Annotated in this window: 23 protein-coding genes; 20 read left to right on the top strand and 3 right to left on the bottom strand. The window is 38.0% G+C overall.

From position 1 onward, the window contains the following. Position 1: 1 nt before the first annotated feature. Positions 2–235 (bottom strand): hypothetical protein, encoded by a 234-nt coding sequence (locus IEV36_RS18360; protein ID WP_005254839.1) that lies wholly within the window; start codon positions 233–235, stop codon positions 2–4. Positions 236–1,892: 1,657 nt separating this feature from the next. On the opposite strand from IEV36_RS18360, the gene IEV36_RS18355 reads away from it, so the two are divergent. From IEV36_RS18355 to IEV36_RS18265, 19 genes are all read left to right on the top strand, one after another. Then, positions 1,893–2,090, top strand: a complete 198-nt coding sequence (locus tag IEV36_RS18355; RefSeq protein ID WP_005254941.1) for a hypothetical protein — start codon at positions 1,893–1,895, stop codon at positions 2,088–2,090. Beyond that, complete coding sequence (locus IEV36_RS18350) at positions 2,087–2,464, top strand: hypothetical protein (protein WP_005254939.1); 378 nt, start codon at positions 2,087–2,089, stop codon at positions 2,462–2,464. The genes IEV36_RS18355 and IEV36_RS18350 overlap by 4 nt, the downstream gene beginning before the upstream one ends. After that, positions 2,451–2,885 carry a hypothetical protein gene (locus tag IEV36_RS18345; RefSeq protein ID WP_005254937.1) on the top strand — a complete coding sequence of 145 codons (435 nt, stop codon included), beginning with the start codon at positions 2,451–2,453 and terminating at the stop codon, positions 2,883–2,885. The genes IEV36_RS18350 and IEV36_RS18345 overlap by 14 nt, the downstream gene beginning before the upstream one ends. 8 nt (positions 2,886–2,893) lie before the next feature. Beyond that, positions 2,894–3,958, top strand: coding sequence for a TrbL/VirB6 family protein (locus tag IEV36_RS18340; protein ID WP_005254936.1), 1,065 nt, complete (start codon positions 2,894–2,896; stop codon positions 3,956–3,958). Positions 3,959–3,971: 13 nt separating this feature from the next. Then, entirely contained in the window at positions 3,972–4,769 is a 798-nt protein-coding gene (locus IEV36_RS18335) for a VirB8/TrbF family protein (RefSeq protein WP_005254934.1), read from the top strand. 12 nt (positions 4,770–4,781) lie between these two features. Continuing rightward, positions 4,782–5,519: a TrbG/VirB9 family P-type conjugative transfer protein gene (locus IEV36_RS18330; RefSeq protein WP_005254933.1), complete on the top strand. Its 738-nt coding sequence runs from the start codon at positions 4,782–4,784 to the stop codon at positions 5,517–5,519. A gap of 1 nt (position 5,520) precedes the next feature. Then, complete coding sequence (locus IEV36_RS18325) at positions 5,521–6,909, top strand: TrbI/VirB10 family protein (RefSeq protein ID WP_005254931.1); 1,389 nt, start codon at positions 5,521–5,523, stop codon at positions 6,907–6,909. Positions 6,910–6,927: 18 nt separating this feature from the next. After that, positions 6,928–7,968, top strand: coding sequence for a P-type DNA transfer ATPase VirB11 (gene virB11 / locus IEV36_RS18320; protein WP_005254928.1), 1,041 nt, complete (start codon positions 6,928–6,930; stop codon positions 7,966–7,968). Further along, a complete protein-coding gene (locus tag IEV36_RS18315; RefSeq protein WP_005254926.1) occupies positions 7,937–8,266 on the top strand; it encodes a hypothetical protein in 330 nt (109 codons plus the stop codon). Before virB11 ends, IEV36_RS18315 begins: the two co-directional genes overlap by 32 nt. Positions 8,267–8,269: 3 nt before the next feature. Then, positions 8,270–8,725: a hypothetical protein gene (locus tag IEV36_RS18310; RefSeq protein ID WP_005254925.1), complete on the top strand. Its 456-nt coding sequence runs from the start codon at positions 8,270–8,272 to the stop codon at positions 8,723–8,725. 75 nt (positions 8,726–8,800) lie between these two features. Continuing rightward, positions 8,801–10,048: a lytic transglycosylase domain-containing protein gene (locus IEV36_RS18305; protein WP_005254923.1), complete on the top strand. Its 1,248-nt coding sequence runs from the start codon at positions 8,801–8,803 to the stop codon at positions 10,046–10,048. Continuing rightward, complete coding sequence (locus IEV36_RS18300; protein ID WP_005254920.1) at positions 10,045–11,562, top strand: type IV secretion system DNA-binding domain-containing protein; 1,518 nt, start codon at positions 10,045–10,047, stop codon at positions 11,560–11,562. Before IEV36_RS18305 ends, IEV36_RS18300 begins: the two co-directional genes overlap by 4 nt. Positions 11,563–11,578: 16 nt before the next feature. Continuing rightward, entirely contained in the window at positions 11,579–11,779 is a 201-nt protein-coding gene (locus IEV36_RS18295) for a hypothetical protein (protein WP_005254919.1), read from the top strand. A 56-nt stretch (positions 11,780–11,835) separates the two neighbouring features. After that, positions 11,836–12,543 (top strand): lytic transglycosylase domain-containing protein, encoded by a 708-nt coding sequence (locus tag IEV36_RS18290; protein WP_227591701.1) that lies wholly within the window; start codon positions 11,836–11,838, stop codon positions 12,541–12,543. A 13-nt stretch (positions 12,544–12,556) separates the two neighbouring features. Continuing rightward, positions 12,557–12,844, top strand: coding sequence for a TrbC/VirB2 family protein (locus tag IEV36_RS18285; protein ID WP_005254915.1), 288 nt, complete (start codon positions 12,557–12,559; stop codon positions 12,842–12,844). Positions 12,845–12,856: 12 nt separating this feature from the next. Further along, positions 12,857–15,568 (top strand): VirB4 family type IV secretion/conjugal transfer ATPase, encoded by a 2,712-nt coding sequence (locus IEV36_RS18280; protein ID WP_005254913.1) that lies wholly within the window; start codon positions 12,857–12,859, stop codon positions 15,566–15,568. After that, entirely contained in the window at positions 15,565–16,200 is a 636-nt protein-coding gene (locus tag IEV36_RS18275) for a TrbJ/VirB5 family protein (RefSeq protein ID WP_005254912.1), read from the top strand. Before IEV36_RS18280 ends, IEV36_RS18275 begins: the two co-directional genes overlap by 4 nt. Before the next feature lie 67 nt (positions 16,201–16,267). After that, positions 16,268–16,777, top strand: coding sequence for a hypothetical protein (locus IEV36_RS18270; protein ID WP_005254911.1), 510 nt, complete (start codon positions 16,268–16,270; stop codon positions 16,775–16,777). A 139-nt stretch (positions 16,778–16,916) separates the two neighbouring features. Beyond that, the gene (locus tag IEV36_RS18265; RefSeq protein WP_005254910.1) at positions 16,917–17,399 is read left to right on the top strand and encodes a thermonuclease family protein; all 483 of its coding nucleotides are present in this window, start codon (positions 16,917–16,919) and stop codon (positions 17,397–17,399) included. On the opposite strand, the gene IEV36_RS18260 is transcribed toward IEV36_RS18265, so the two are convergent. Next, positions 17,396–19,048 (bottom strand): zeta toxin family protein, encoded by a 1,653-nt coding sequence (locus tag IEV36_RS18260; RefSeq protein ID WP_005254909.1) that lies wholly within the window; start codon positions 19,046–19,048, stop codon positions 17,396–17,398. The genes IEV36_RS18265 and IEV36_RS18260 overlap by 4 nt on opposite strands. A 7-nt stretch (positions 19,049–19,055) precedes the next feature. Continuing rightward, complete coding sequence (locus IEV36_RS18255; protein WP_005254908.1) at positions 19,056–19,277, bottom strand: hypothetical protein; 222 nt, start codon at positions 19,275–19,277, stop codon at positions 19,056–19,058. A 301-nt stretch (positions 19,278–19,578) separates the two neighbouring features. On the opposite strand from IEV36_RS18255, the gene IEV36_RS18250 reads away from it, so the two are divergent. After that, on the top strand, positions 19,579–20,123 hold a 545-nt coding region (locus IEV36_RS18250), incomplete at its 3' end, for a recombinase family protein (protein WP_188393559.1).

Here is a 20,123-nt window from a genome sequence, read left to right as displayed (position 1 = left end):
ATTAATTCTTTGTTTTAACTGGTCGTCTTGCTTCTGGAAGAATGCCGTTGTCAACCATTGTTGTGAGTAAATAATCTGTTAGATTTAAACCATTATCCTTACAAAATTTAAGCAGCTTTTGCTTATCTTCATAATTCATTCGAGCTTGAAATCTATCTTCTTTAACGACTTCTTTAACACTGTTTTGATTACCAATCATAGTTGATCGGGTCATACCTTTTGTTGATCTGCTCATAGTAATATCTCTGAACTATTTATACATATATTAATTTGTACTCACAAAACAATCAAGGTGTATTTTAGATAGTTTTGTAATTAAAGTTTTATTGTCTAAGTTTTTGATATTAAATTCTTTATCAGTAAAACTGTATATAAGGAATACTTATAAGTAGATTGGGATAAGGCGCTCTTACAATAAGGCACTCATCTGCTATCAATCACACCACTGCTGCGGTCAGTACGCTTCGCTTAACTGCCCTTGCAGTTGGTGAGATTGAGCAGATTTCGGCAATATTCACCCTAGATAGCCTAAGCAAAAAAATGCTTAAAATGGCTACCTCGAATATTGCCGTTGAAGCTTGCTGTCGGAGCCGACGTCGCTTTCAATCGACACTGTATGCCAATGTAAGGGCATAACAGCAAGTGAGTATTTAGAGCCTTACAGCTCCCCTAGCACACGCATTAGCTCACTCACTTGGTCGGTAATCTCTAGGAGGGTTTCCCCAACATCTAACTTATACCAGTTCCAAGCGTATTCCCTGCGACCCCACAATTATTGTGCTTTTCATCAGTATGCGGGCGTTTTTGCACTGGCTAAATGCTTAAACTCATGCGTTCGTGATACTGCCGTCACTTATGTCCACCTGCTACACGAACCGTCTATGAAAGCTGTATGCCGTTGTTAGTCCATTTAAGGCAACGCTCTTACAAACATAAAGCTTTATAAATCACAGAAGTAGACGAGACTCGGCAAAATAAGTTTGCACTTATTTGATACACGAATAGACATAAAATTAACGAAGTTTTTTTACTAGAGGGCTTGCAAAATTACCTATTTATGCAACAATAGAATCTAGGTACAATTAAGCCTTCGGGTGAAATCGGAACGGTCGCCAAACCTTTCGATCTTCGTTAGATGATGTTAACGGCATCAAATAACTGTGTACCAACAAATATAAGCAAAAGCCCCGAAGGTTGCAAGACCTTCGGGGCTTTACTTTTTTTGTTTAGTATCAAAAACTTGGCTAATATTTGATCAAATAAAGAACAAAAAAATGATTAATCAGATACTTAAACGAATTTATTTTTTTAAAAGTTTTCCACAGTTTTTTTAAATCATATTGTTGATGCTTTAATATCCATTGGCAAAATATCTCATGGCCACTCAGCTGCAATTAGACCAGGATCTCTGCTCTCAATTTTCATAAATTATTGTTTTATAAAAATATGACTTTTTTGGAACATAAAATGCGACTGGCAAAATATTACATTTCTGTCTTTTGCAGACTTTCTAAAATTTCTCAAAACACAATATCTAGTATCGGTCGAGCTGTGGATCTCCACTATATCTTGTGTTTCCAGTCTTACTATCGCCCTCTGTACCTGTCATTACGATAGCAACGGGGTACAGTCGGTTGATTGCTCAAATTGAACTTAGCATTGCCCAAGCTAAAGCTTGAGCAATACGTGCGTTAAATTTCGAGCTACCGTTATACTTTTCGGTAAATACAGTAAATTTAAGTACATGAAAATAAAAGCTTTCATTATTATTGTTCTATTTTTGTTTACCTTTTGAAACACTCAGAACCGTATATTTTAGGTAAAATTGTACTATTTTTAGACTTATAGAGTTATACTGTTATAACTCTATAGCTAAGTAACAAGGTGACCTCATGAAAAAAACACTCATCATTTTAACTACCGTTTGCGTAACAGCTATTTCTGGTTGTGCATCAAACTCAGCTTCACAAAAGGGATTAAAGAAATCTCCATGTGCATGTGTTTATCAACCTTTGCCAAGTGCTGATTACCAACATTCTGACCCATTCGCAAAAACTACAACAAGTTTGGTGGAGGGCACAAAAGCATGAAAAAAGTTTTTTTACCCCTAATTTTCGTACTGACGGGTCTGTCTAGTGGCTGCTCGGATGAACCTAAAGATTCAGGCGTAAAAGGGGATGACTATATCGGGGTTTGGATGAACCCAACGGGGCAAAAGTCCCAAAGTGCAAATGACGTAGTTATTAATGATCGAGTAATCATTGATAAAACCGAAACCAAAGACGTATATGCCGTTTCTATTCTAGCTAGAGGTGTTTTCACCAGTATGGAGTTTAAGCCTGAAAATGGCTTGCTATGTGCGCCTAACAAAGCGTGTTTTCAACTGGTGGATGGCAAATTGAAGTTAGGTGGTGACAACGGTGTTTTAACCTACGAGAGAGAACCACAAAATGGAAATCAATAAATCAGTTTTTACTACACTAAAAAAAGGCTCAGTGGTTTTAGCTTTAGGTATTGCACTGACAGCCTGCTTCACTAAACCTGATATTTCTGGTACTTGGGTGCCTGAATCTGTAGACAAAAATGCAAGATTCTATGCGTATTACACGATTGGCGAAAAGGACTCTAACGATCGCTATTCTATTACCAAGTTCAATTATCAAATCCGCAACCCAATTCAAGACATTAACCCTATCAAGCTTCCTCAACTCGTTGGCAAGATTGAGGGCAAAAAATTAGAGTTTGTAAAAGATAATACCTACTGTGTAGAGGGTTCATTACAAACGGAATGCGTGGTTTATACGGACGGAAAACTAGATTTTTATAATCAAGGCACATTCGTTAAATCAAATAAAAACCCGCCTGAAATTCCAGTAAATCAATAGGTGATACTATGAAAAAGTTCATCTATATTTTCCTGATCTTCTTTAGTTTTCTAGGCATTAGCTCCGCTTATGCTGTAGACAACTTTACTCCACCTCAAGACTTAGGTACTGGTGGACAAGTCCCTCCGACTACTAATTCAGGTGGCAACAACCAAATTTCTGATGAAGTCTCTCAAGTCACCGAAAATGGCATGAAAGAACTCGATAAGGTTGTTGATTCTATGATGGAGGGTGTTGATTCAAACATTAAAAATAATCTTCAGAACTACTACACGAAGATTACTACTCCGATCATGCCTGTTTTTGCCGGATTTATTGTGGTTTGGTTAGCATGGCAAGGTTTTAACATGATGCTCGGTAGAGCTATTGCGTTTGATGATGTGATAGCAACGTTCATCATTATGTTAATTATCTGGTCAATTGTCTTTAGTTGGGATTCATTCTATCCATACATTGCTGAATTTTTCTTAGATGATCTGCCTAACCTGATCTCTGAAATGACCGGAACAGATTCAAAAACGACATTGCAATCATTTGTAAGAATTATCTTTGATGCCATTACTTTAGCTTTCTCAAACGTAGATACGGGTATTACTAACGTTGTATCTGGCTTCTTCTTTGTCCTGATCTATAGCTTCATTTTCGGTTTGGCATGTCTGGTCTGCGGTTTGTTCTTCCTGATCTGGATTATTTGTAAAGTCGTTATCGGCATCTTAATTGCTGTGGCTCCTATTTTTATTGCTGCTGCAATGTTCCCTGCCACTCGTAGATTTGCAACCAACTGGCTACATGCTGCATTAACTCCACATGTGGTAATCCTCTTACTTATTGTGAGTTGCGACCTTGTTCTAACGTCTGTTGTAGCAGGTATTCAACATTTAAATGATAACGGCTCATCTTTTGTCGGGGCTTTTGTCATGGTCATCGTCCTATTCGTTGTTATTGGTCTTTTCCTATTAATACCAAAAATCGCTATTTCATTAGTGGGTGCGGGTTTTGAAGCATCTACCAGTGCGACTCAGGGTGTTACTGGATCTGCAACCAATTTCGTAAAACGCATGTTCCGCAAATAGGGGAGTATAAAAAATGACACCACAAGAAAAGAAAATCCTTGATGCCACAGTAGGGCAAATCCAGAAAGACAAAAAGACGAATGAAAACCGCAATGGGAAAATTACTCTGTGGGCATTAGCTGCACTGACTGTCTCTCTTGCCTTTAATGGTGTTCAAGGTTATTCACTCGCTAAGCTTTATCCCCTTAAAACTATCGAACCAATGATTGCTGTCATTGATTCAGAAACAGGAATTATGACCTCTGTTGAAAAATTTGATAGTAAAACTGACCCGAAAATGATTGAGCGATTAGTGACTTCTTATTTCTGGACGGTCATTAAAAGTCGTTATGGCTATAACGGCCGTATTGGTAGAGATTCACTGGCCGAACAGTATATGTCTGGCGCAATTTTCTTAGATGGTAAAGATAGAACTGACTTTGAAAATGAGGTTAGCGCACTCAACCTAAATTCACCGTTTAACTTGTTAGGTGAGAACGGCTCTGTAACGCCTAAAATCATTTCGATCAATCTACTTGGTAATAACAAGGTTCAAGCCACATTCCGCACAATGGTTGTCAAAGGTACTGACGTTAAACAATACAGTTACACCATTACTGCTGACTATAAGACTGGTGACTATACGAATCTTAGTGTCAAAGATCGTTATGCCAACATTTTTGGCGTGAAATTCTTCAACTGGAATCTGACTCAGAATGCGTCTAATGATGCCTTAGTTTCTGTTAATCAAAGTGCTGTAGCACAACCTTTGCCACAAGCTCCAGTTAATGCTGCGTCTGAACCTCAAGCAGTCACTAATTCACAAAATTAAGGTAGATCACAAATGAACAAGACACTTTTAAGCATACTACTCACTGCAACCTGTGTTGTTTCTGCGCCTACTTTTGCCCGTCAGATTCCAGTAGGTCTAAAGACAGATTCACGAATTAAGGTTGTTCCATATTCTGAAAGCCATGTAGTTGAACTCTCAACAACTTTCGGGATTTCAACCACTGTTGAATTTGGAAATGAAACAATTCAAACAGTCGCTTCAGGTGACACAATTGGATGGCAAATCATTCCTCAAGGCAACCGTTTATTTATCAAGCCTGCGGAAAAACCGCAAGCCGGTATGAACCGCACTAACTTAACTGTGATTACGGATAAGCGTAACTACTATTTCAATCTATTTAACTCATCACAGCCTGTTTATGTATTGCGTTTTAACTATGCAGACTCAAACAGAAAGAATCGCCTACTTGCCGAACAAAATGCTCCACGCCCTGCATTGGGTGAACTGCCTATGACAAGTGATAAATATGGAATGGATGCAACGCACAGCAAGGAAATTAAAGTCCTCGGTGTAAGTGATGATGGTCAATTTACATTTATTCGACTTGATAAAAACTCACCGCGTCCGGCTATCTACTATGTGAATGGTGAGGGATATGAAGAACTCACAAATTCAAGACAAGAGGGCAATGTCATGGTGATTGAGAAAGTAGCGGATGCTTTCACTTTACGTCTTGGCAATGAGTACGTTTGTATTCTCCGTAAACCTGAAATTGTTGGAGTAAATTAAGATGACAAATGAGAACAACAAATTTGGTCAAAATGATTTTGGCACCAAAGATGAATTTAGCTCTAAAGATGATTTAAAAAATAACGATCATCAATTTCATGGTGAGGACAATACTAAACCCCATGATGATTTTGGCATCCAAGATGATTTTAATAGAAAACAGAAGTTATCAGCCAAAGATATAGACAAAGGAAAATTAGCTAAGGCTGTACTTTTCCTAATTATTGTTATTGGTGGTGTTATTGCTGCTGTTTATTTCAAGTTGCAAAAAAATAAGGAAACACGCGCTGCAACTGGTATCGAATCTGCCGTAACTAAACCTGTTGAAGCTGAAACGAATAATGCTAACCCTAACAATCCATTTGGGTTTGGTACTCCACAACCAATTCCGACAGCAACCGAAACTGCTGTACCAACTGCGAAAACTCCTGAAGAACTTGAGCTTGAACGTCAACTTGCAGAACAACAAGCGAAGTTAGCTGAACAGCAAGAACAAGCGCGTCAGGAAGCGATTGCAAAAGAACAGGCTCTTTTAAATGCCCGTTATAAATCAGGCATTATGGTTGATGGTAGCGGTTCAGGTTCAAAAGGTAATGGCGTTAGCCCTAATGGTGATGCTTCAGGAATGGCGGGTGTACCGCCTGAATTAGCACCTTTCCTAATGGGTATGCAGGGTTCACAAGCAGGCGGTCAGGGTGGAGCTGCTGGCAATAATGTAAATCCACGTATTGCAAATAACTCTGCGGGTTCAATGGGTGGCCGTTTTGATTCAAGTACAAGCAATCAAAAAGCTCCTATCGCTCGTGCAAGCTATAACGCTGACCGTAGAATGTTGATTCAACAAGGTAAAATCATTGATGCTGTTTTAGAAACTGCTGTTAAAAGTGATTTACCAAGCAACATTATTGCCCGTGTAACAAATGATATTTATAGCGAACAAGGCCGTAACCGTTTATTACCTGCGGGAACTCGTTTATTTGGTCAGTATTCATCAATTGTGAATGACGGCCAAGCTGAAATTGCAGCCGTTTGGAATCGTGCTATTACACCGAATGGTGTTGAAATCATGCTTGATAGCCCAAGCACTAACGGTCTTGGTATTGCAGGTTTAGGCGGGAAAGTTAACAACCATTATGGCCGTATTTTTGGTACAGCAACTTTACTTAGTCTGATTGGTGCCGGAGTTAGCAACGTTGGTGTGAACGGTAGCGATCAGAACAATGCTAGTCAAACTTATCGTACTGAAGTTGCAAACTCATTCGGCAATCAGGCTGACCGTGTTTTACAACGCAACTTGTCTATTCCTCCAACTATTACGGTGAAACATGGTAGCCGTATCAAAGTCTTAGTAGCTAAAGACTTAGATTTCTCAACCATCTTAAACCAATAAAATAGGACGGATTTAACCATGTCTTCAATACTTGTACTTGATGATTTAAAAATGGCCTTTGGTGAGGACTTAACCAATGAAGATGTTACTGAAATTTCAGTGAATAAGCCTAAAGAGTATTTTATCGCTCTGAAAGGTACAAGAGACATGGTTAGAAGGGAAAATCCAAACTTAACCTACGCTCTTTTAAAAGATTTAGCCCAAAACATTGCAACCAATTCACATCAGGAAATTTCGAATAAAAAACCCTTATTGTCTGCTCAAATTGAGTCACCAGATCATGAGGGTTTATTTTACCGTATCCAGATCGTGCATGACCCTGCTGTAAGCACAGGGTCTATTGCTTTATCTATCCGTAAGCCAAGTATCTTGAGCTTGTCTTACGATCAATATGAGCCAATTCTTAACTCGGTTGAACCTTTTGCAAAGATTTCTGCGAAAGATCAGGAACTCATGGATTTATATGCAGCGCGTAATTTTCATGAGTTCATCCGCAAAGCTGTTTTGTATGAAAAAAATATCATTATTTCTGCGGGTACAGGTTCAGGTAAAACTACATTCTTCAACTCACTCATTAGTGACTGTATCCCTTTAGGTGAACGTCTAATCACAATTGAAGATGCTAAAGAATTACGTCCACCTCATCCCAACTCGTTACAGCTCTATTACTCAAGAGGTGATCAAGGTCTAGCTAAAGTTACTGCACAGTCTTTGATGGAAGCCTGCTTACGTCTTTATCCAAAACGTATTTTGTTAGGTGAGATTCGCGGTTCTGAAGCATTCACATACCTAAATCTAATTTCTTCTGGTCACGGTGGCTCTATCGCCACACTTCATGCCAATGATCCAGTTAACGCGATTGAACGTTTAACCCTTATGGTCTTAATGGCGGGTACTACGCTTACAAGTGATCAGGTCAAAATGTTTGTAAACCAAAGTATCGACATTATTGTTCAACTTGGAAGAACTGAATCGGGCGGTTATGGCTGTTCATCTATCTATTTCAAAGCTTATGAGGATATGAAAAATGAAAAAAACAATCTTTCTAATGTTGCTTAGTTTAGCAAGTGTTGCCTGTTCCTCTAAGGGAATAGATGGCGAATATAACCGCATTGATCAGACTGCTTTTGAAAAAGAAAACGGTATGAGCAGTGCGCTTGTTGTTACGAACAAGGGTACTCAAGTAACCCTAAAAAATTCATGGGGTGATGTTCCACTTTCTGCGGTCGAGAAAGATAAAAAACTGATTGTTCAATACAACAATCAGGATGCTTATTTAATGGAACAAAAGGATGATCTGGTCATTTTGACAGACGTAGATAACCCAAGCCAAGCCTATAAATTTCAAAAGGATTAAAGCATGAAAAAATTAATAATTGCTCTTAGTGCTCTCGTTGGTTTATCTGCTGAAGCTCAACTCCCGCAAACATTTACGCAAGTGCTCCAGAACTATGCTCAAAGCAACCGCTTAACGTATGTGCCTGAAACACCTAATCAGGGCAACTACATCACTTATAAGTTTTCGAGCAATCCTAGTTGTAAATCTGAAGCGTGTGCAGACCTAAAAATCTATTACAACGTAGACCCTAATTGCGTACCGCAAACAGTCGGGCTTTTTGGTGAATTACCCGTAAATATTGCGAATGCTAGAGCTATTTTTATCTCTCCGGTTATTTCTGATAACTCAAGCCAAACACATGATTTTATGCGCGTACAAGTCGCAAATAACGGGTGTTATGAGTTGTCTATGGGACAACAAGGTTCACATTTTAAAACTCTTGTTGATCTGGCTAACCGTTTGGCCGTGGCGAAATGATAAAGCAACGGCCAAGTTAGACCAGGATATGAAATACCTGGTCTAACTGAGCTGTTGCGTTAAGGACGAATTACTATGAAATTAAAACGAATAGCCTTTTGCGTATTAGTCGGTTTAAGTAGTTTCAGTGTTGATGCGGTAAATTTGCCTTATAACACCATTGTGACTACGGCTGCTTCTAAATATGGTTACGACCCTTTATTAATTCATGCGGTCATTAAAAAAGAATCTTCGCACAATCCCTCGGCTGCCTCTGGTGTAGGCGCACAGGGTTTAATGCAGTTAATGCCTGCAACTGCTCGATCTTTAGGTGTGACTAATCCTAATGACCCTGCTCAAAATGTGAATGCAGGCACACGCTATCTTAAACAGCTCAATCAGCAATTTGGCAATATTCCTCATGCTCTATATGCCTATAACTGGGGTATGGGAAATTTACGTTCTTATCTAAAAGGTAAGAAAAAAGTTATGCCAAAAGAGACACAAGATTATGTGCCTAAGATTGCTCAGTATTATAAAAATTATGGTGGTACAGGTTCTTACTTTGGTAGCAACGTTGTTACTGGTGGTTTCAGTGGCAACACTCCATCGACCAAAGGAATTGAAAATGAGAACCAGAAAAAGATTCAGGCCAAACTTGAAGTACAAAATGCTTGTAAACCTGTGAAACTTCCTGAAGCTGAAAATGTAGATATTGAATCCCCAATCGAATTACCTCCAGTTCCTCCAGTAACAGGCGGTGCAGGTAAAGTCGTTTTCGACCCTACGAAAAATGCAAATGCAGCACTTCAAGTACAAGACCTTTTAAGACAAATTCAGGTTTTAAAAGGTCAATATGACAGCGTTACAAAAGGCTTGGCCGGACTTGGATTATTAACAAATGTAGCGCAAATTGCGGGCTTTGAATTACCTAACGGGTTTGACCCTCAACCTACCAATATATTTAACAATCCAAAAGAACAGAATGCTTATAACGAATTGCAGCGTCAGATCGCTACCAATACAGGCGTTTATGCTAGTAGTGAGCTTTCTAAAATCCAGAATGTTACTGCAAGCCGTGTAAACACTGCATACGTTGATGCTGAAGTGGCATGGACACAAGTTAACTGCAATATGGAAAACCTAAAGTCGTTAGCTCAGGTGTCTACAAACACATTGAAGCAATCTAAAGATTTAGCAAATGCCATAGCGATTGAAAACAGTATGTTGCAAGCGAACCAAGCTAAATTGCGTTCAAACATGCTCATGATGCAGTCAAGCATGGAAAGCTACAAAGTTGCCTCACATCAAGCGGTACAAAAATATTTGGGGACAGTTAAATGAATGATCAATCTCAAAAAATCTTTGGTCAGGCTGTAATGTCTGTTGTACTTATTACCTTGTTCACATGGTTAATATTTTTACCAAAGTTTTTTATTTTTCCGAAAGAACATAAAGCTCAGGCATTGCTTTACGCAATACCGTTGACGTTTAAAACGCCTTTATATGTATTGATACTTTTAGCTGTTTTATTGGTTAGTAGTGCCTTTGCTTGGTTTTATTTCCAGAATAATAAAACCCCTTTCGGTGGAGAGAGATACGTTCGTGTACTGCGTGGCTTACAGTTAGTAAGCACATTCAAATTAAAGAGAATGGTTAAAGAAAGCGGGCATCAAGTTCGCTTTTGTAGCCTACCTGTTCCGCAAGATTTGAAGTTTAAGCACTTCCTTTTAACTGGTGGTACTGGTCAAGGTAAGTCAGTATCCATCAGTGATTTTCTTAGCTCTTGTGTTGAAGATAAGCGCAATAAAACAAGGCTTATTGTGATTGACCCTAACGGGACATACGCAAGTCTTTTTTTTAAAAAAGGGGATGTAATTTTCAACCCTTTTGATGCTCGAACAAAGCACTGGTCGATCTTAAATGAAATCCGTAATTCTTATGATATTGAAACGTATGCAATGACGGTCATTCCAAGATCATCAGATGCTCAACATGAAAATTTTAACCGCATGGCTCGTCAGATCGTTGTAGCAGCCATGCAAAAAATTCTTGAAATGGATGATCTGAATAGAGCTGAAAAAGCTAAATACCTTGAAAATATTTTACTGGTTTCTAGTGATGACGACTTAAAGGCTTTTTTAGCAGGTACAAATGCATATAGCGCATTAGGTAATGAAGAATTAGTCGGAACATTAAGAAGCATCGTTACCACTTATTTAACCCCTCACACCCATTGTCAAAAGGGAAATTTTTCATTCCGTGATTTCTTAAAACATGGGGATGGCAATATTTTCATTACTTGGCGTGAAGATCAGCTCACCGCACTACAACCTTTAGTTAGTTGTGCTACTGACGTTATTTGTAGCTCACTTTTATCTGACTTTGATAACTATGCAGACTTCATTTTTTGTATAGATGAATTGGGTTCTTTGAACCGTTTGTCTTATTTAGAAGCTGTATTAACAAAAGGTCGTAAACACAGACTTGTTGCTCTGGCCGGTATTCAAAGTTTGGCTCAATTAAACAGAATCTATGGCCGTGAAGATGCCATGACTTTACGTGGCTGTTTTTCATCTTTTGGCGTATGTGCTCTTAACTCTCAAGACACCTATACCCCACAAGAATATGAAAAAGCTTTCGGCTCAGTAGAAGTATTAAGACGTATGAAATCTGCAAACAAAGACGCAAAAGTAGAGCTTGTTAAAGATAAAGAACACGTTGTTAAAGCTGAAGAAATAAGCAATCTTCGTCCACTTCATTTTTATTTAAAGTTCTCCGGCCATTACCCGCCAACTTTAATAAAAATGAAATATCGCTCTTATGATAAAGTCACTGACTCATTTTTAGCGGTTTAACCAAAAGGACAGGAAAATGAAACGAGAACAACTCTATGTAAGTGATGCGTTTTTTGCAGAAATGGATGAACACTTTTTGCGATATAAGCGTGGGGAATTAAAAGTACCTGAAGAATTTGCAGGCCGTAGATTAACTAAAAATTTAGTCTACTTAATTTATCTAAATGAATATTTGAAAGAGAAACATAATTTTTCAAATACACCATTTGAGGATTAGGCTAATAGAGTTATACTGTTATAACTCTATAAGGAATAATGACAATGCTTAAAAACATGATAATCGGAATTTTTTGTAGTGCTCCCTTGCTTGTCTATGCTTCGCCTTATGACGAGCTGATCTACAAGCACTCAATGGCAAACGGGCTAGACCCTAACCTAGTGACAGCAATTATGGCTAGAGAAAGTGCATTTAAAGCTAATGCTCGCTCTCCTAAAGATGCACGTGGCCTAATGCAAGTTATACCAAGTACAGCTCGTTTGATGGGTGTAGACCCAAGCCGATTATATGAGCCTGAGCAAAGCATTATTGCAGGTACACGTTACCTTGCATTCCTGACCAAAAGATTTAATGGTGACTTAACCAAAGTTATTGCTGGATACAATGCCGGACATGGTGCAGTTGAGAAGTTTGGGGGTATTCCTCCATACCGCGAAACGCAAAATTATGTTCGTTTTGTTTCCAGTAAATACCTAGCACTAAACGGGGGTGGAACATTCCAGAACTTCAATAAAAACAATTCTGAGCCAAAAAGAACAAGCGATATTCTTGTTCTTTCTAACTGGCAACAAAAACAGTATCCGACTTATTCAGGCAACTCAAATGAGAGTGTACCGGATACTTACGCTTCTCGGCCTGAGCCTGTTCGCTTACGGGCAAATTATCCAGTTGATCAAAATGCATCAATGCCTCAACAAGCATCGGTGCAGCAAGCTTCATTTGTTAAAACTTTAAACAATGGTCAATACGTCCAAGTTTTCTAAAGAGGAAAATCTCATGAAACAATTAAACCGCTTTAAACAATTTTCAGTCCTTGCTTTCATTCTTTTATATACGCAATACGCTAATGCTGCATTTGGGCAACGTGTCGCACAAAAACTCAGTGAGTTTAATGACGAGTTGGTAATCATTGCTGCGGTTGCCTTCGTTTCAGGCTGTATCATGGTAGCGTTCAATATGTTTGGCGGTGCTAGTGAACGAGTTAAAAAATGGGGTTACGGGATGGTTGTTGGTGCCTTAGTGTGTTTCTTTGCCCCTGAAATCAGTAGCTTCTTCTTTAACTAATCTGAGGTAATTATGAACAAGACTACCGAAAAAGATGAAGAAAAAGACTTGCTGTTTGCAGGACTTGCCCGTGCTGCAAGACACCTGAATATACCTGCGAATATATTCGGTATCTTCTTTATTGTGGGTGGTCTTGTTTTCGTAATCTTAATGCTTCTAGGTTTCATGAAATTTGGGATAGCCGTTGTTGTTATCACTTATTTGATTCTTGCAGCTTTAACCTATGAAGAAGATAGAGGAATTTCATATTGGTGGTTTGCAGTTAAACGTAAGTTATCAGGAGTCAAAGTTTTTGGCGGCTATAGTTACGATTCTAATGCAAAAGTTTCAAACGAAAATTTTGAATACAGCCATAAAGAATTAGCGGGTAAAGAAAAAATGGAAATCGACAATTTACCGTACATAACCCATATTAATGAACATAATCTAGTGCTTAATAATGGTGATATTTTCACTACCCTTAAAATTTCTGGTTATACATACGAAACTAAAAGTTATGCTCAATTGCGTACTTTAAAAAAATATCGTGCTGACATGTTTAAACAGCTCGGTTCACGTTTCGTTATTATGGTTCATTATGATCGTTATGAAGTGAGTGCAGATCAACCTAAAGAAACAGGTAATGAATTTGCGAATCATTTTAATGAAAAATATTATTCAAAATTAGGCAAGGAACGTATGTTCCAGAATGATATTTATGTGAGTTTAATCGTTCGTAAGTACAACCCTAGCGAACCGCCTTTACTTCGCTTAAAGAATATTTTCTTTGCTTCAGATATTAAAGAACAAATGGTTGCTGAATTGGAAAATGCAGTAAGTATGTTTAATAACTATCTGCAAGATGCACAACCAAAACGGTTAACAACGTACTTTAAAGATGAAGTTTTATACTCGGAAACTGTAAACTTTCTAAGTTATCTACTGAATCAGCAAAGAGCTGAAATCCCACTTTACGCTACTGAAATTAGAAATTACTTGGGCTTTTCACGTAGAGTTTTTAAAACTGATGGAACTATTACGTTCCATCTTCCTACAGGTGAAATTAAAGCAGGTGCCGTTTATAGTTTACCGACTGCTCACTATCCTGAAGAAACAGATCACACCATGATTGATAAGTTTCTTGAAGTTGATCATCCTTTAATTATCGCTGAAACATTTATGATGATGGATAGAAAAAAATCTATTGATCTAAGTGAGAAGCGACAAAATCAGTTAATTAGTACCAAAGACAAATCAGCATCACAAATTGAATCAATTACAAAAGCTATTGATGATCTTGCTTCAGGTCGTCAATTGAATGGTATTTTTTCTTTGAACGTCCTAGTTACTGCAAGTAATCAAGAAGCCTTTAAGGATGCAATGCAAAAGACTAGCGGGGCTTTCCAACAAAAACACATGATTCCTAAAAAAGAGGATCTGATCGCGGAACCTACTTTCTATTCAATGTTGGTAGGAAATTATGACAAGCTTCAAAGACCTGCAACGATTAATACTAATAATTTTGCGGGTTTTGCTAGTCTACATAATAGCCCTGTTGGTCAGAAAAAAAATAACCATTGGGGTGATTTCATCATCCAGTTAAAGACAATAAGCAATACACCTTATTTCTTTAACTTCCATGAATTTGATGTAGGTCATACCCGTGTTACGACTGGTACAGGTGGTGGTAAAACCACTTTGATTAATGCTTTATTAACGGCTGCTGATAAACACGAACCTTATATATTCCATTTCGATTTTGAATATTCAGCTAGTGTTTGGGTTAAAGCAATGGGCGGTAATCACACTGTATTAAGTGAATTGGTGCCTACTGGTTGGAATCCTTTGCAGCTAGATGACACAGAAGCGAACCGCTTATTCCTGTCAAAACTTTTCGCTTTTATGGGTCAAGATTACAATGAGCTTGGTAATCCAAAGCCATTAACTACTGCTGAAGAAAAGAAAATCAGTGACGTTATTGAAAGTATTTATCGCTACGATAAATCTCGTCGTCGCCTTAGAAACTTCATTAGCTATTTTGGTATGCCTACAGATAATAACCTTGCTGAACGTATGAGTAAGTGGGTTGGCTCTGGTCACTTGGCAAACATTTTTGATAATGAAAATGATAACTTCTCGATTGAGGGGGCTAGAATCTTTGGCTATGAAATGAAGAATGTTATCAATAATGATGTCGTTCTAGGTGCAATGTCTATGTACATTTTCCACCGCATTGACTTAGCTATGTCACAAGGTAAACCGTTTATTGTGGTAGTTGAGGAAGGTCAACGTTATATCAGTAACCCTATTAACAAAGAATGGCTGAAGATCATGCTTACAACATACCGTAGACGTAACGGTATGATGATTTTCGTTACTCCAACGCCTGAAGTTATCACCAGTGATGATGACTTGATCGGCCAGTTTAAAACTACAATTTTACTGCCAAACGATAAAGCGAACCGAAAAACCTATATGGGTGATGAACAAAAAGCAGGTTTAGGTTGTACTGAGTTTGAATACGAATGGGTTGTTAATACACCTCCGCACAAACGTTTATTTATGATCAAGAACTCTCATGATTCTGTTATCAGTAAACTAGACCTATCCAATATGTCAGAAATTATTCCGATTCTTTCTGGTAACGAAGTAAGACACAACATACTTGCGGAAATTTTAGATAAAGGCGAAAATTTAACCTATAACCAGTGGGTTGATACTTTTAATGACAAGGTGAAATCATGAAAATGAACAAAATAAAAGTATCGGCTATCGCTCTTGCGTTAGCCTTTACAACTAATCAGGCTAATGCTTGGGATGTGGTTTTTGACCCTACAGCGGTCGCAAACATGGTTAAGCAGTTGGTGCAAATGCAGCAACAATACGAAATCATGAAAAAGCAATATGAGTCTACTACTGGAAGTTATGGTATTGGCTCATCTACCAAAAACGTTGATGTTGTATCAGGTTCTTGGCAAGACGTTGTAGCGAACCAAAAAACCGGAAGCTTTGGTACAGCTCAAAAAACTTATGACAAAGTGCTTACTACAATTGGCACTCAAGGCATGAATGAATTGTTATCAAACGATTCTTACAAGCGTAACTACAACACTGTGAAAACAGGTTTTGCATTTAGTGATGCTTCGTATAATGCGTTAAACGAGCATATTGCAAACTTGTCTTCACTGAAGAATAAAATCAATTCAACCCGTAATATTAAAGAAGCCCAAGACTTGGCAAATGCGATTGCAATTGAACAAGGCTACATTAATTCTATTGGTGCTAAGTTATCTGCTGTACAGACTAACCTTGCATCTAACAGCGCATCTAGCGGTGTTACCAGTACCCAAAGCTTTAAGACTTGGTTTGGTAACTAATCTTCAAATTCTGGCTAACAATTTTTATTGTTAGCCTTTTTTTTGCCTATTTTTTCAGGATTCCTCGATGAAAAAGACTCTCTTAATAAGTTTGGCACTTGTGGGTTTAAATACTCACGCTGAAACCGCACAGAATGCGATAGAAACGCCTGTTGCAATTGAAGTAGACCAACCATCCCTAACAGCAGCGAAAGGCACCTTAGAAGTCAAAACAGATGCAAAAACCGTTACTGTTAGTCAAAGCCCTAATAGCCCACTGGCAACCACGATTACTAAAACTGAAGTCAAAGCCGGTACTGAAGTTAAAAAAGCCCCTGAAGCAATTAAACCAAGTCCAGTAAAACCAGAACCAGAACCTCAAGTTGCTACGGTAAAAGCAGCTCCGGCCAAAGAACCAGTTGAGCAAATCTATTCTGCTGAGGATGTTATGCCTGAGTTAAGCCAAGAGGATATGAATTATATTAAGGCTGTCAATGCGAACGCTCAGATCAATGCTATTGAAAGCAAAGTTATCAATCAGGAAGCGATCACAAAAGAGGAACTAAAGGTTTTGCGTCAAAGAAACCCTAACCTTTAATTGACCATTCTGACAAAACCCCGCCTTGTATAACTTCTTAAAATTGATCGTTAAATTAGATGCCTGGTCTTTTCAGCTAATTTGCTGAAATGACCAAGCATCGGTACTCAAATTTCAAAGATAATAACTAAGGTGAGTTATGAAAAAACTACTTTTAATTCCATTACTTTTTTTAAGTGCTCATACCCAAGCCGACTATTACGCCAAAGTCACTTATGTATATGATGGAGATACTATAAGTGTCACCAAGCCAAACAATGCTAAGTATCGAGTTAGGTTGGTGAATATAGATGCCCCTGAAGTTTCACACAAAGAAAAAGCAGCTCCAGCACAGCCCTACAGTGCCCAAGCAAAACAATATTTAATGTCTATGGTCATGAATCAAAATGTTCTTATCAAAGAGCACGGCACTGATAATTACGGCCGTTTCCTCGGTGAAGTCTATTTGAATAAGTTGAACGTAAATAAAGCAATGGTCGCTAGTGGGTATGCTTGGGCATACCGTTACAAACTTGCAGATCAGGAATATTTACAGCTTGAAAATAATGCTAGAACAAAAAAAATCGGATTATGGAAAAGCCCTAATCCGATTAATCCTTATGAATGGCGTAAAAACTATTAAAACTTCATTCTTGATGATGGCTTATCTTGCTTTGGAGTTGACGCGCTCAACTCTTGAGCCTTTGGGGTAACTGGTGCCTTTAAGTTGTTTTGCTGCGCTGTAGCTTTCTGATCTACGGCCTGTTTAACTTTAGGATTAGTTTCATACTGTTTTTGGTACTGATCGCCATAACTTGCTTGTACGTTTCTAATCTTCAGTTCTACTTCTCGATTGTTATATGTTCCAGTTGCGTAGGTTTCACCTTTTTTTGAAGTATGGCCGGTAATTCTTACCTCGGCACCTTTTGGCAATTCAGTTGATTTAAACAACCCATCTTTTTGTGAGTATGCTTCAGTCAACTTAATATAGTCACCACGCGCTACTGCTACGCCATTTGCAGACTTTGCAAAGTCTGCGCCTAGTTTGCCCTCAGTCTTTAAGTGTACACGCACATCATTGATGATTTGATCTCTACTTAACGTTATGTCTTTTGTTGGCTCTTGTGGCTGTATCTCAAGAGTAACTTTATTTTCTAAACCAATGATTTGATCTTTAATTTTCTGGTATGTGTCTAATGTAATCTTCTCGGCTTCTTTGGGGTCGTGCTTATCTATCTTGGTATCAAGCAATAGCTCATTCTTGGTTACATTAATAAGCTCAATATGATCACGGTTTTGACGCATGAGAATTAAATTTTCTTGTCCCTCAGATTTAATATTCTTGGACACATAACCATCGTGTTTTTCAAAACCATCTTTAGCAACTAATAAGTTACTGGTCTGATTTGTAACTACCTGAATATCCATTCTTTCACCTGTTTTTATATCAACTGGGGGAAGTTCATTGACCAACTTTTGATTATTCAACTTCAGCCTATCATTTTCCTGAAGTCCTCTCACAATCTCCAACTCGGTTAATGGTGCAAAGCGTGTCTCCATAGCTTCAATCACTTTAAACCACTTATACTCATGTTGTTGGCGTTCTTGATCTGTGAACTCCCTGTTTCTCTCCAGTGTAAAATCTTTCTGTTCAATCGTTTTGTAATGTCGATCATAAACAGTTAACTTGTCCACGATCTGTTCATCTTTTAAACGCTCTACAGTTTTTTCAAGCTTGTTGTAGATTTCATTGTGTACGTCCACGTTAACAAAACGGCCAGTACCATAAAGGCTTTTTTCCATTTCATAACGATGATAAATGCCCTGCCTAGAGGCCATTTCTGGAACAGACATTATCTTCAGCTCTACACTTTTATAGCCCTTATCCCTGAAGTTCTGTACTGTATTTTTTAATGTGTCAAAATCAGCACTGGTTTGATCGAGTACAATATTTTTCTTATGAGCTGTGGCTTCTTCTATTAACTCCAGACTCCACTTTTTAGCATCATGATGGGTATAACCTGCTGAGGTCTTATCATCGAGGTTCTGCAAGTGGTCATATTTAGGATGATAGGATCTCAATTGATCAGGGTCGATGATTACACTCCCCCCTTTATCCTTAAATTCATCTATTGCATCCCTAGCCAACTTGCCTTTACCTGAAGCGGGTTGCCCACCTGTAATAACTACTTTTGGATTTACTACAGACAGTGAATTATTAAGGAAGTCCTTTTTTATTTTCTCAAAGACTTGTTGATGTTCTTCATCACTTAGTCTGTATTGATTATCCATAGCTCACCTATTGTTTCGACTTTTCATGCTTAAACGCTTCAGCATGACGCTTTATAGATTGTATAAGCTGTCTTTTATCAAGCGCGTATAAATTTTGAAGCTCTTGAGAAAGGGCTTCTCTATCATCTTCAGGTAAAGCCCCTGAAGTTCTAAGGCTTATTCTGTTACCAATGCCAGACTGAGCCAATCTATATAGCTCAGATTCACTTAAATCATCAAAATTAATCATTGCTTTATCCTTTAAAACTTTGTGATTAGTTTAAATAATGCACAGACAAAAAGAATTGAAAAAAGAAAGAAAATATACCGAAAAAATTTCTCTCCGGTTTTGTATCTATCAAGTGACCACTTCATAGCAAATGGCAATACGATAATTGTCAAAACTAAACCCATAACTCACTCCATATAACAATAGGGTATACCCTATTGTTATAATTTTACTCCCCTATATAAACCATAACAATAGGGTTGATTATCAATTTTGTTACAGGTATAACATTAGGGTTAATGTATTTTGTTAGGTTTTAAAAGTGAAAGAAGTTCACGACACACGAACGATTGATATAGAGGACGCAATAGATCAATCACCTTTACCACCTACTCAAACAATTGGTTATATCCGTGTTTCCAGTAAAGATCAGAATACTTCACGCCAATTAGCCGATGTAAAATGTGATGTAGTGTTCACAGATAAGGTATCTGGTAATAAGAAAAATCGCCCTCAGCTTCAAGAGCTGTTTAGATATGCTCGGAAAGGCGATACTGTTGTAATCCATTCTTTAGATCGGCTTGCGCGTGACATTGGCCTACTGATTGAACTGGTCAATCAATTTAAGGCTAAAGGCGTGAGTGTAAAATTTCTGCATGAAAATTTAACATTTAATGCCCTGAGCAATAGCCCAATGGATGAATTAATCTTTCATTTCTTTGGTGCAATAGCTCAATTTCAAAGAGCTGTAATAAGGGAAACTCAAAGAGAGGGTATAGACAATATATTAAATGACCCTATAAAACGTGCCAAAAAATATAAGGGTCGTAAACCTGCGTTAAATGAAGAACAGCAACAAAAATTAAT

This window comes from Acinetobacter vivianii (genome assembly GCF_014635885.1).
GTDB lineage: Bacteria > Pseudomonadota > Gammaproteobacteria > Pseudomonadales > Moraxellaceae > Acinetobacter > Acinetobacter vivianii.
Note: the sequence above shows the minus strand (reverse complement) of the source record. Positions and strands in the feature narration are given on the sequence as shown.

Bases quoted from the DNA above. Each gene is read 5' to 3' on its own strand.
- IEV36_RS18300 (WP_005254920.1), top strand. From the start codon at position 10,045: ATGAATGATCAATCTCAAAAAATCTTTGGTCAGGCTGTAATGTCTGTT.
- IEV36_RS18290 (WP_227591701.1), top strand. From the start codon at position 11,836: ATGATAATCGGAATTTTTTGTAGTGCTCCCTTGCTTGTCTATGCTTCG.
- IEV36_RS18330 (WP_005254933.1), top strand. From the start codon at position 4,782: ATGAACAAGACACTTTTAAGCATACTACTCACTGCAACCTGTGTTGTT.
- IEV36_RS18340 (WP_005254936.1), top strand. From the start codon at position 2,894: ATGAAAAAGTTCATCTATATTTTCCTGATCTTCTTTAGTTTTCTAGGC.
- IEV36_RS18275 (WP_005254912.1), top strand. From the start codon at position 15,565: ATGAAAATGAACAAAATAAAAGTATCGGCTATCGCTCTTGCGTTAGCC.
- IEV36_RS18335 (WP_005254934.1), top strand. From the start codon at position 3,972: ATGACACCACAAGAAAAGAAAATCCTTGATGCCACAGTAGGGCAAATC.
- IEV36_RS18305 (WP_005254923.1), top strand. From the start codon at position 8,801: ATGAAATTAAAACGAATAGCCTTTTGCGTATTAGTCGGTTTAAGTAGT.
- IEV36_RS18345 (WP_005254937.1), top strand. From the start codon at position 2,451: ATGGAAATCAATAAATCAGTTTTTACTACACTAAAAAAAGGCTCAGTG.
- IEV36_RS18285 (WP_005254915.1), top strand. From the start codon at position 12,557: ATGAAACAATTAAACCGCTTTAAACAATTTTCAGTCCTTGCTTTCATT.
- IEV36_RS18325 (WP_005254931.1), top strand. From the start codon at position 5,521: ATGACAAATGAGAACAACAAATTTGGTCAAAATGATTTTGGCACCAAA.
- IEV36_RS18265 (WP_005254910.1), top strand. From the start codon at position 16,917: ATGAAAAAACTACTTTTAATTCCATTACTTTTTTTAAGTGCTCATACC.
- IEV36_RS18310 (WP_005254925.1), top strand. From the start codon at position 8,270: ATGAAAAAATTAATAATTGCTCTTAGTGCTCTCGTTGGTTTATCTGCT.
- IEV36_RS18355 (WP_005254941.1), top strand. From the start codon at position 1,893: ATGAAAAAAACACTCATCATTTTAACTACCGTTTGCGTAACAGCTATT.
- IEV36_RS18280 (WP_005254913.1), top strand. From the start codon at position 12,857: ATGAACAAGACTACCGAAAAAGATGAAGAAAAAGACTTGCTGTTTGCA.
- IEV36_RS18360 (WP_005254839.1), bottom strand. From the start codon at position 235: ATGAGCAGATCAACAAAAGGTATGACCCGATCAACTATGATTGGTAAT.
- virB11 (WP_005254928.1), top strand. From the start codon at position 6,928: ATGTCTTCAATACTTGTACTTGATGATTTAAAAATGGCCTTTGGTGAG.
- IEV36_RS18350 (WP_005254939.1), top strand. From the start codon at position 2,087: ATGAAAAAAGTTTTTTTACCCCTAATTTTCGTACTGACGGGTCTGTCT.
- IEV36_RS18315 (WP_005254926.1), top strand. From the start codon at position 7,937: ATGAAAAAAACAATCTTTCTAATGTTGCTTAGTTTAGCAAGTGTTGCC.
- IEV36_RS18270 (WP_005254911.1), top strand. From the start codon at position 16,268: ATGAAAAAGACTCTCTTAATAAGTTTGGCACTTGTGGGTTTAAATACT.
- IEV36_RS18255 (WP_005254908.1), bottom strand. From the start codon at position 19,277: ATGATTAATTTTGATGATTTAAGTGAATCTGAGCTATATAGATTGGCT.
- IEV36_RS18295 (WP_005254919.1), top strand. From the start codon at position 11,579: ATGAAACGAGAACAACTCTATGTAAGTGATGCGTTTTTTGCAGAAATG.
- IEV36_RS18260 (WP_005254909.1), bottom strand. From the start codon at position 19,048: ATGGATAATCAATACAGACTAAGTGATGAAGAACATCAACAAGTCTTT.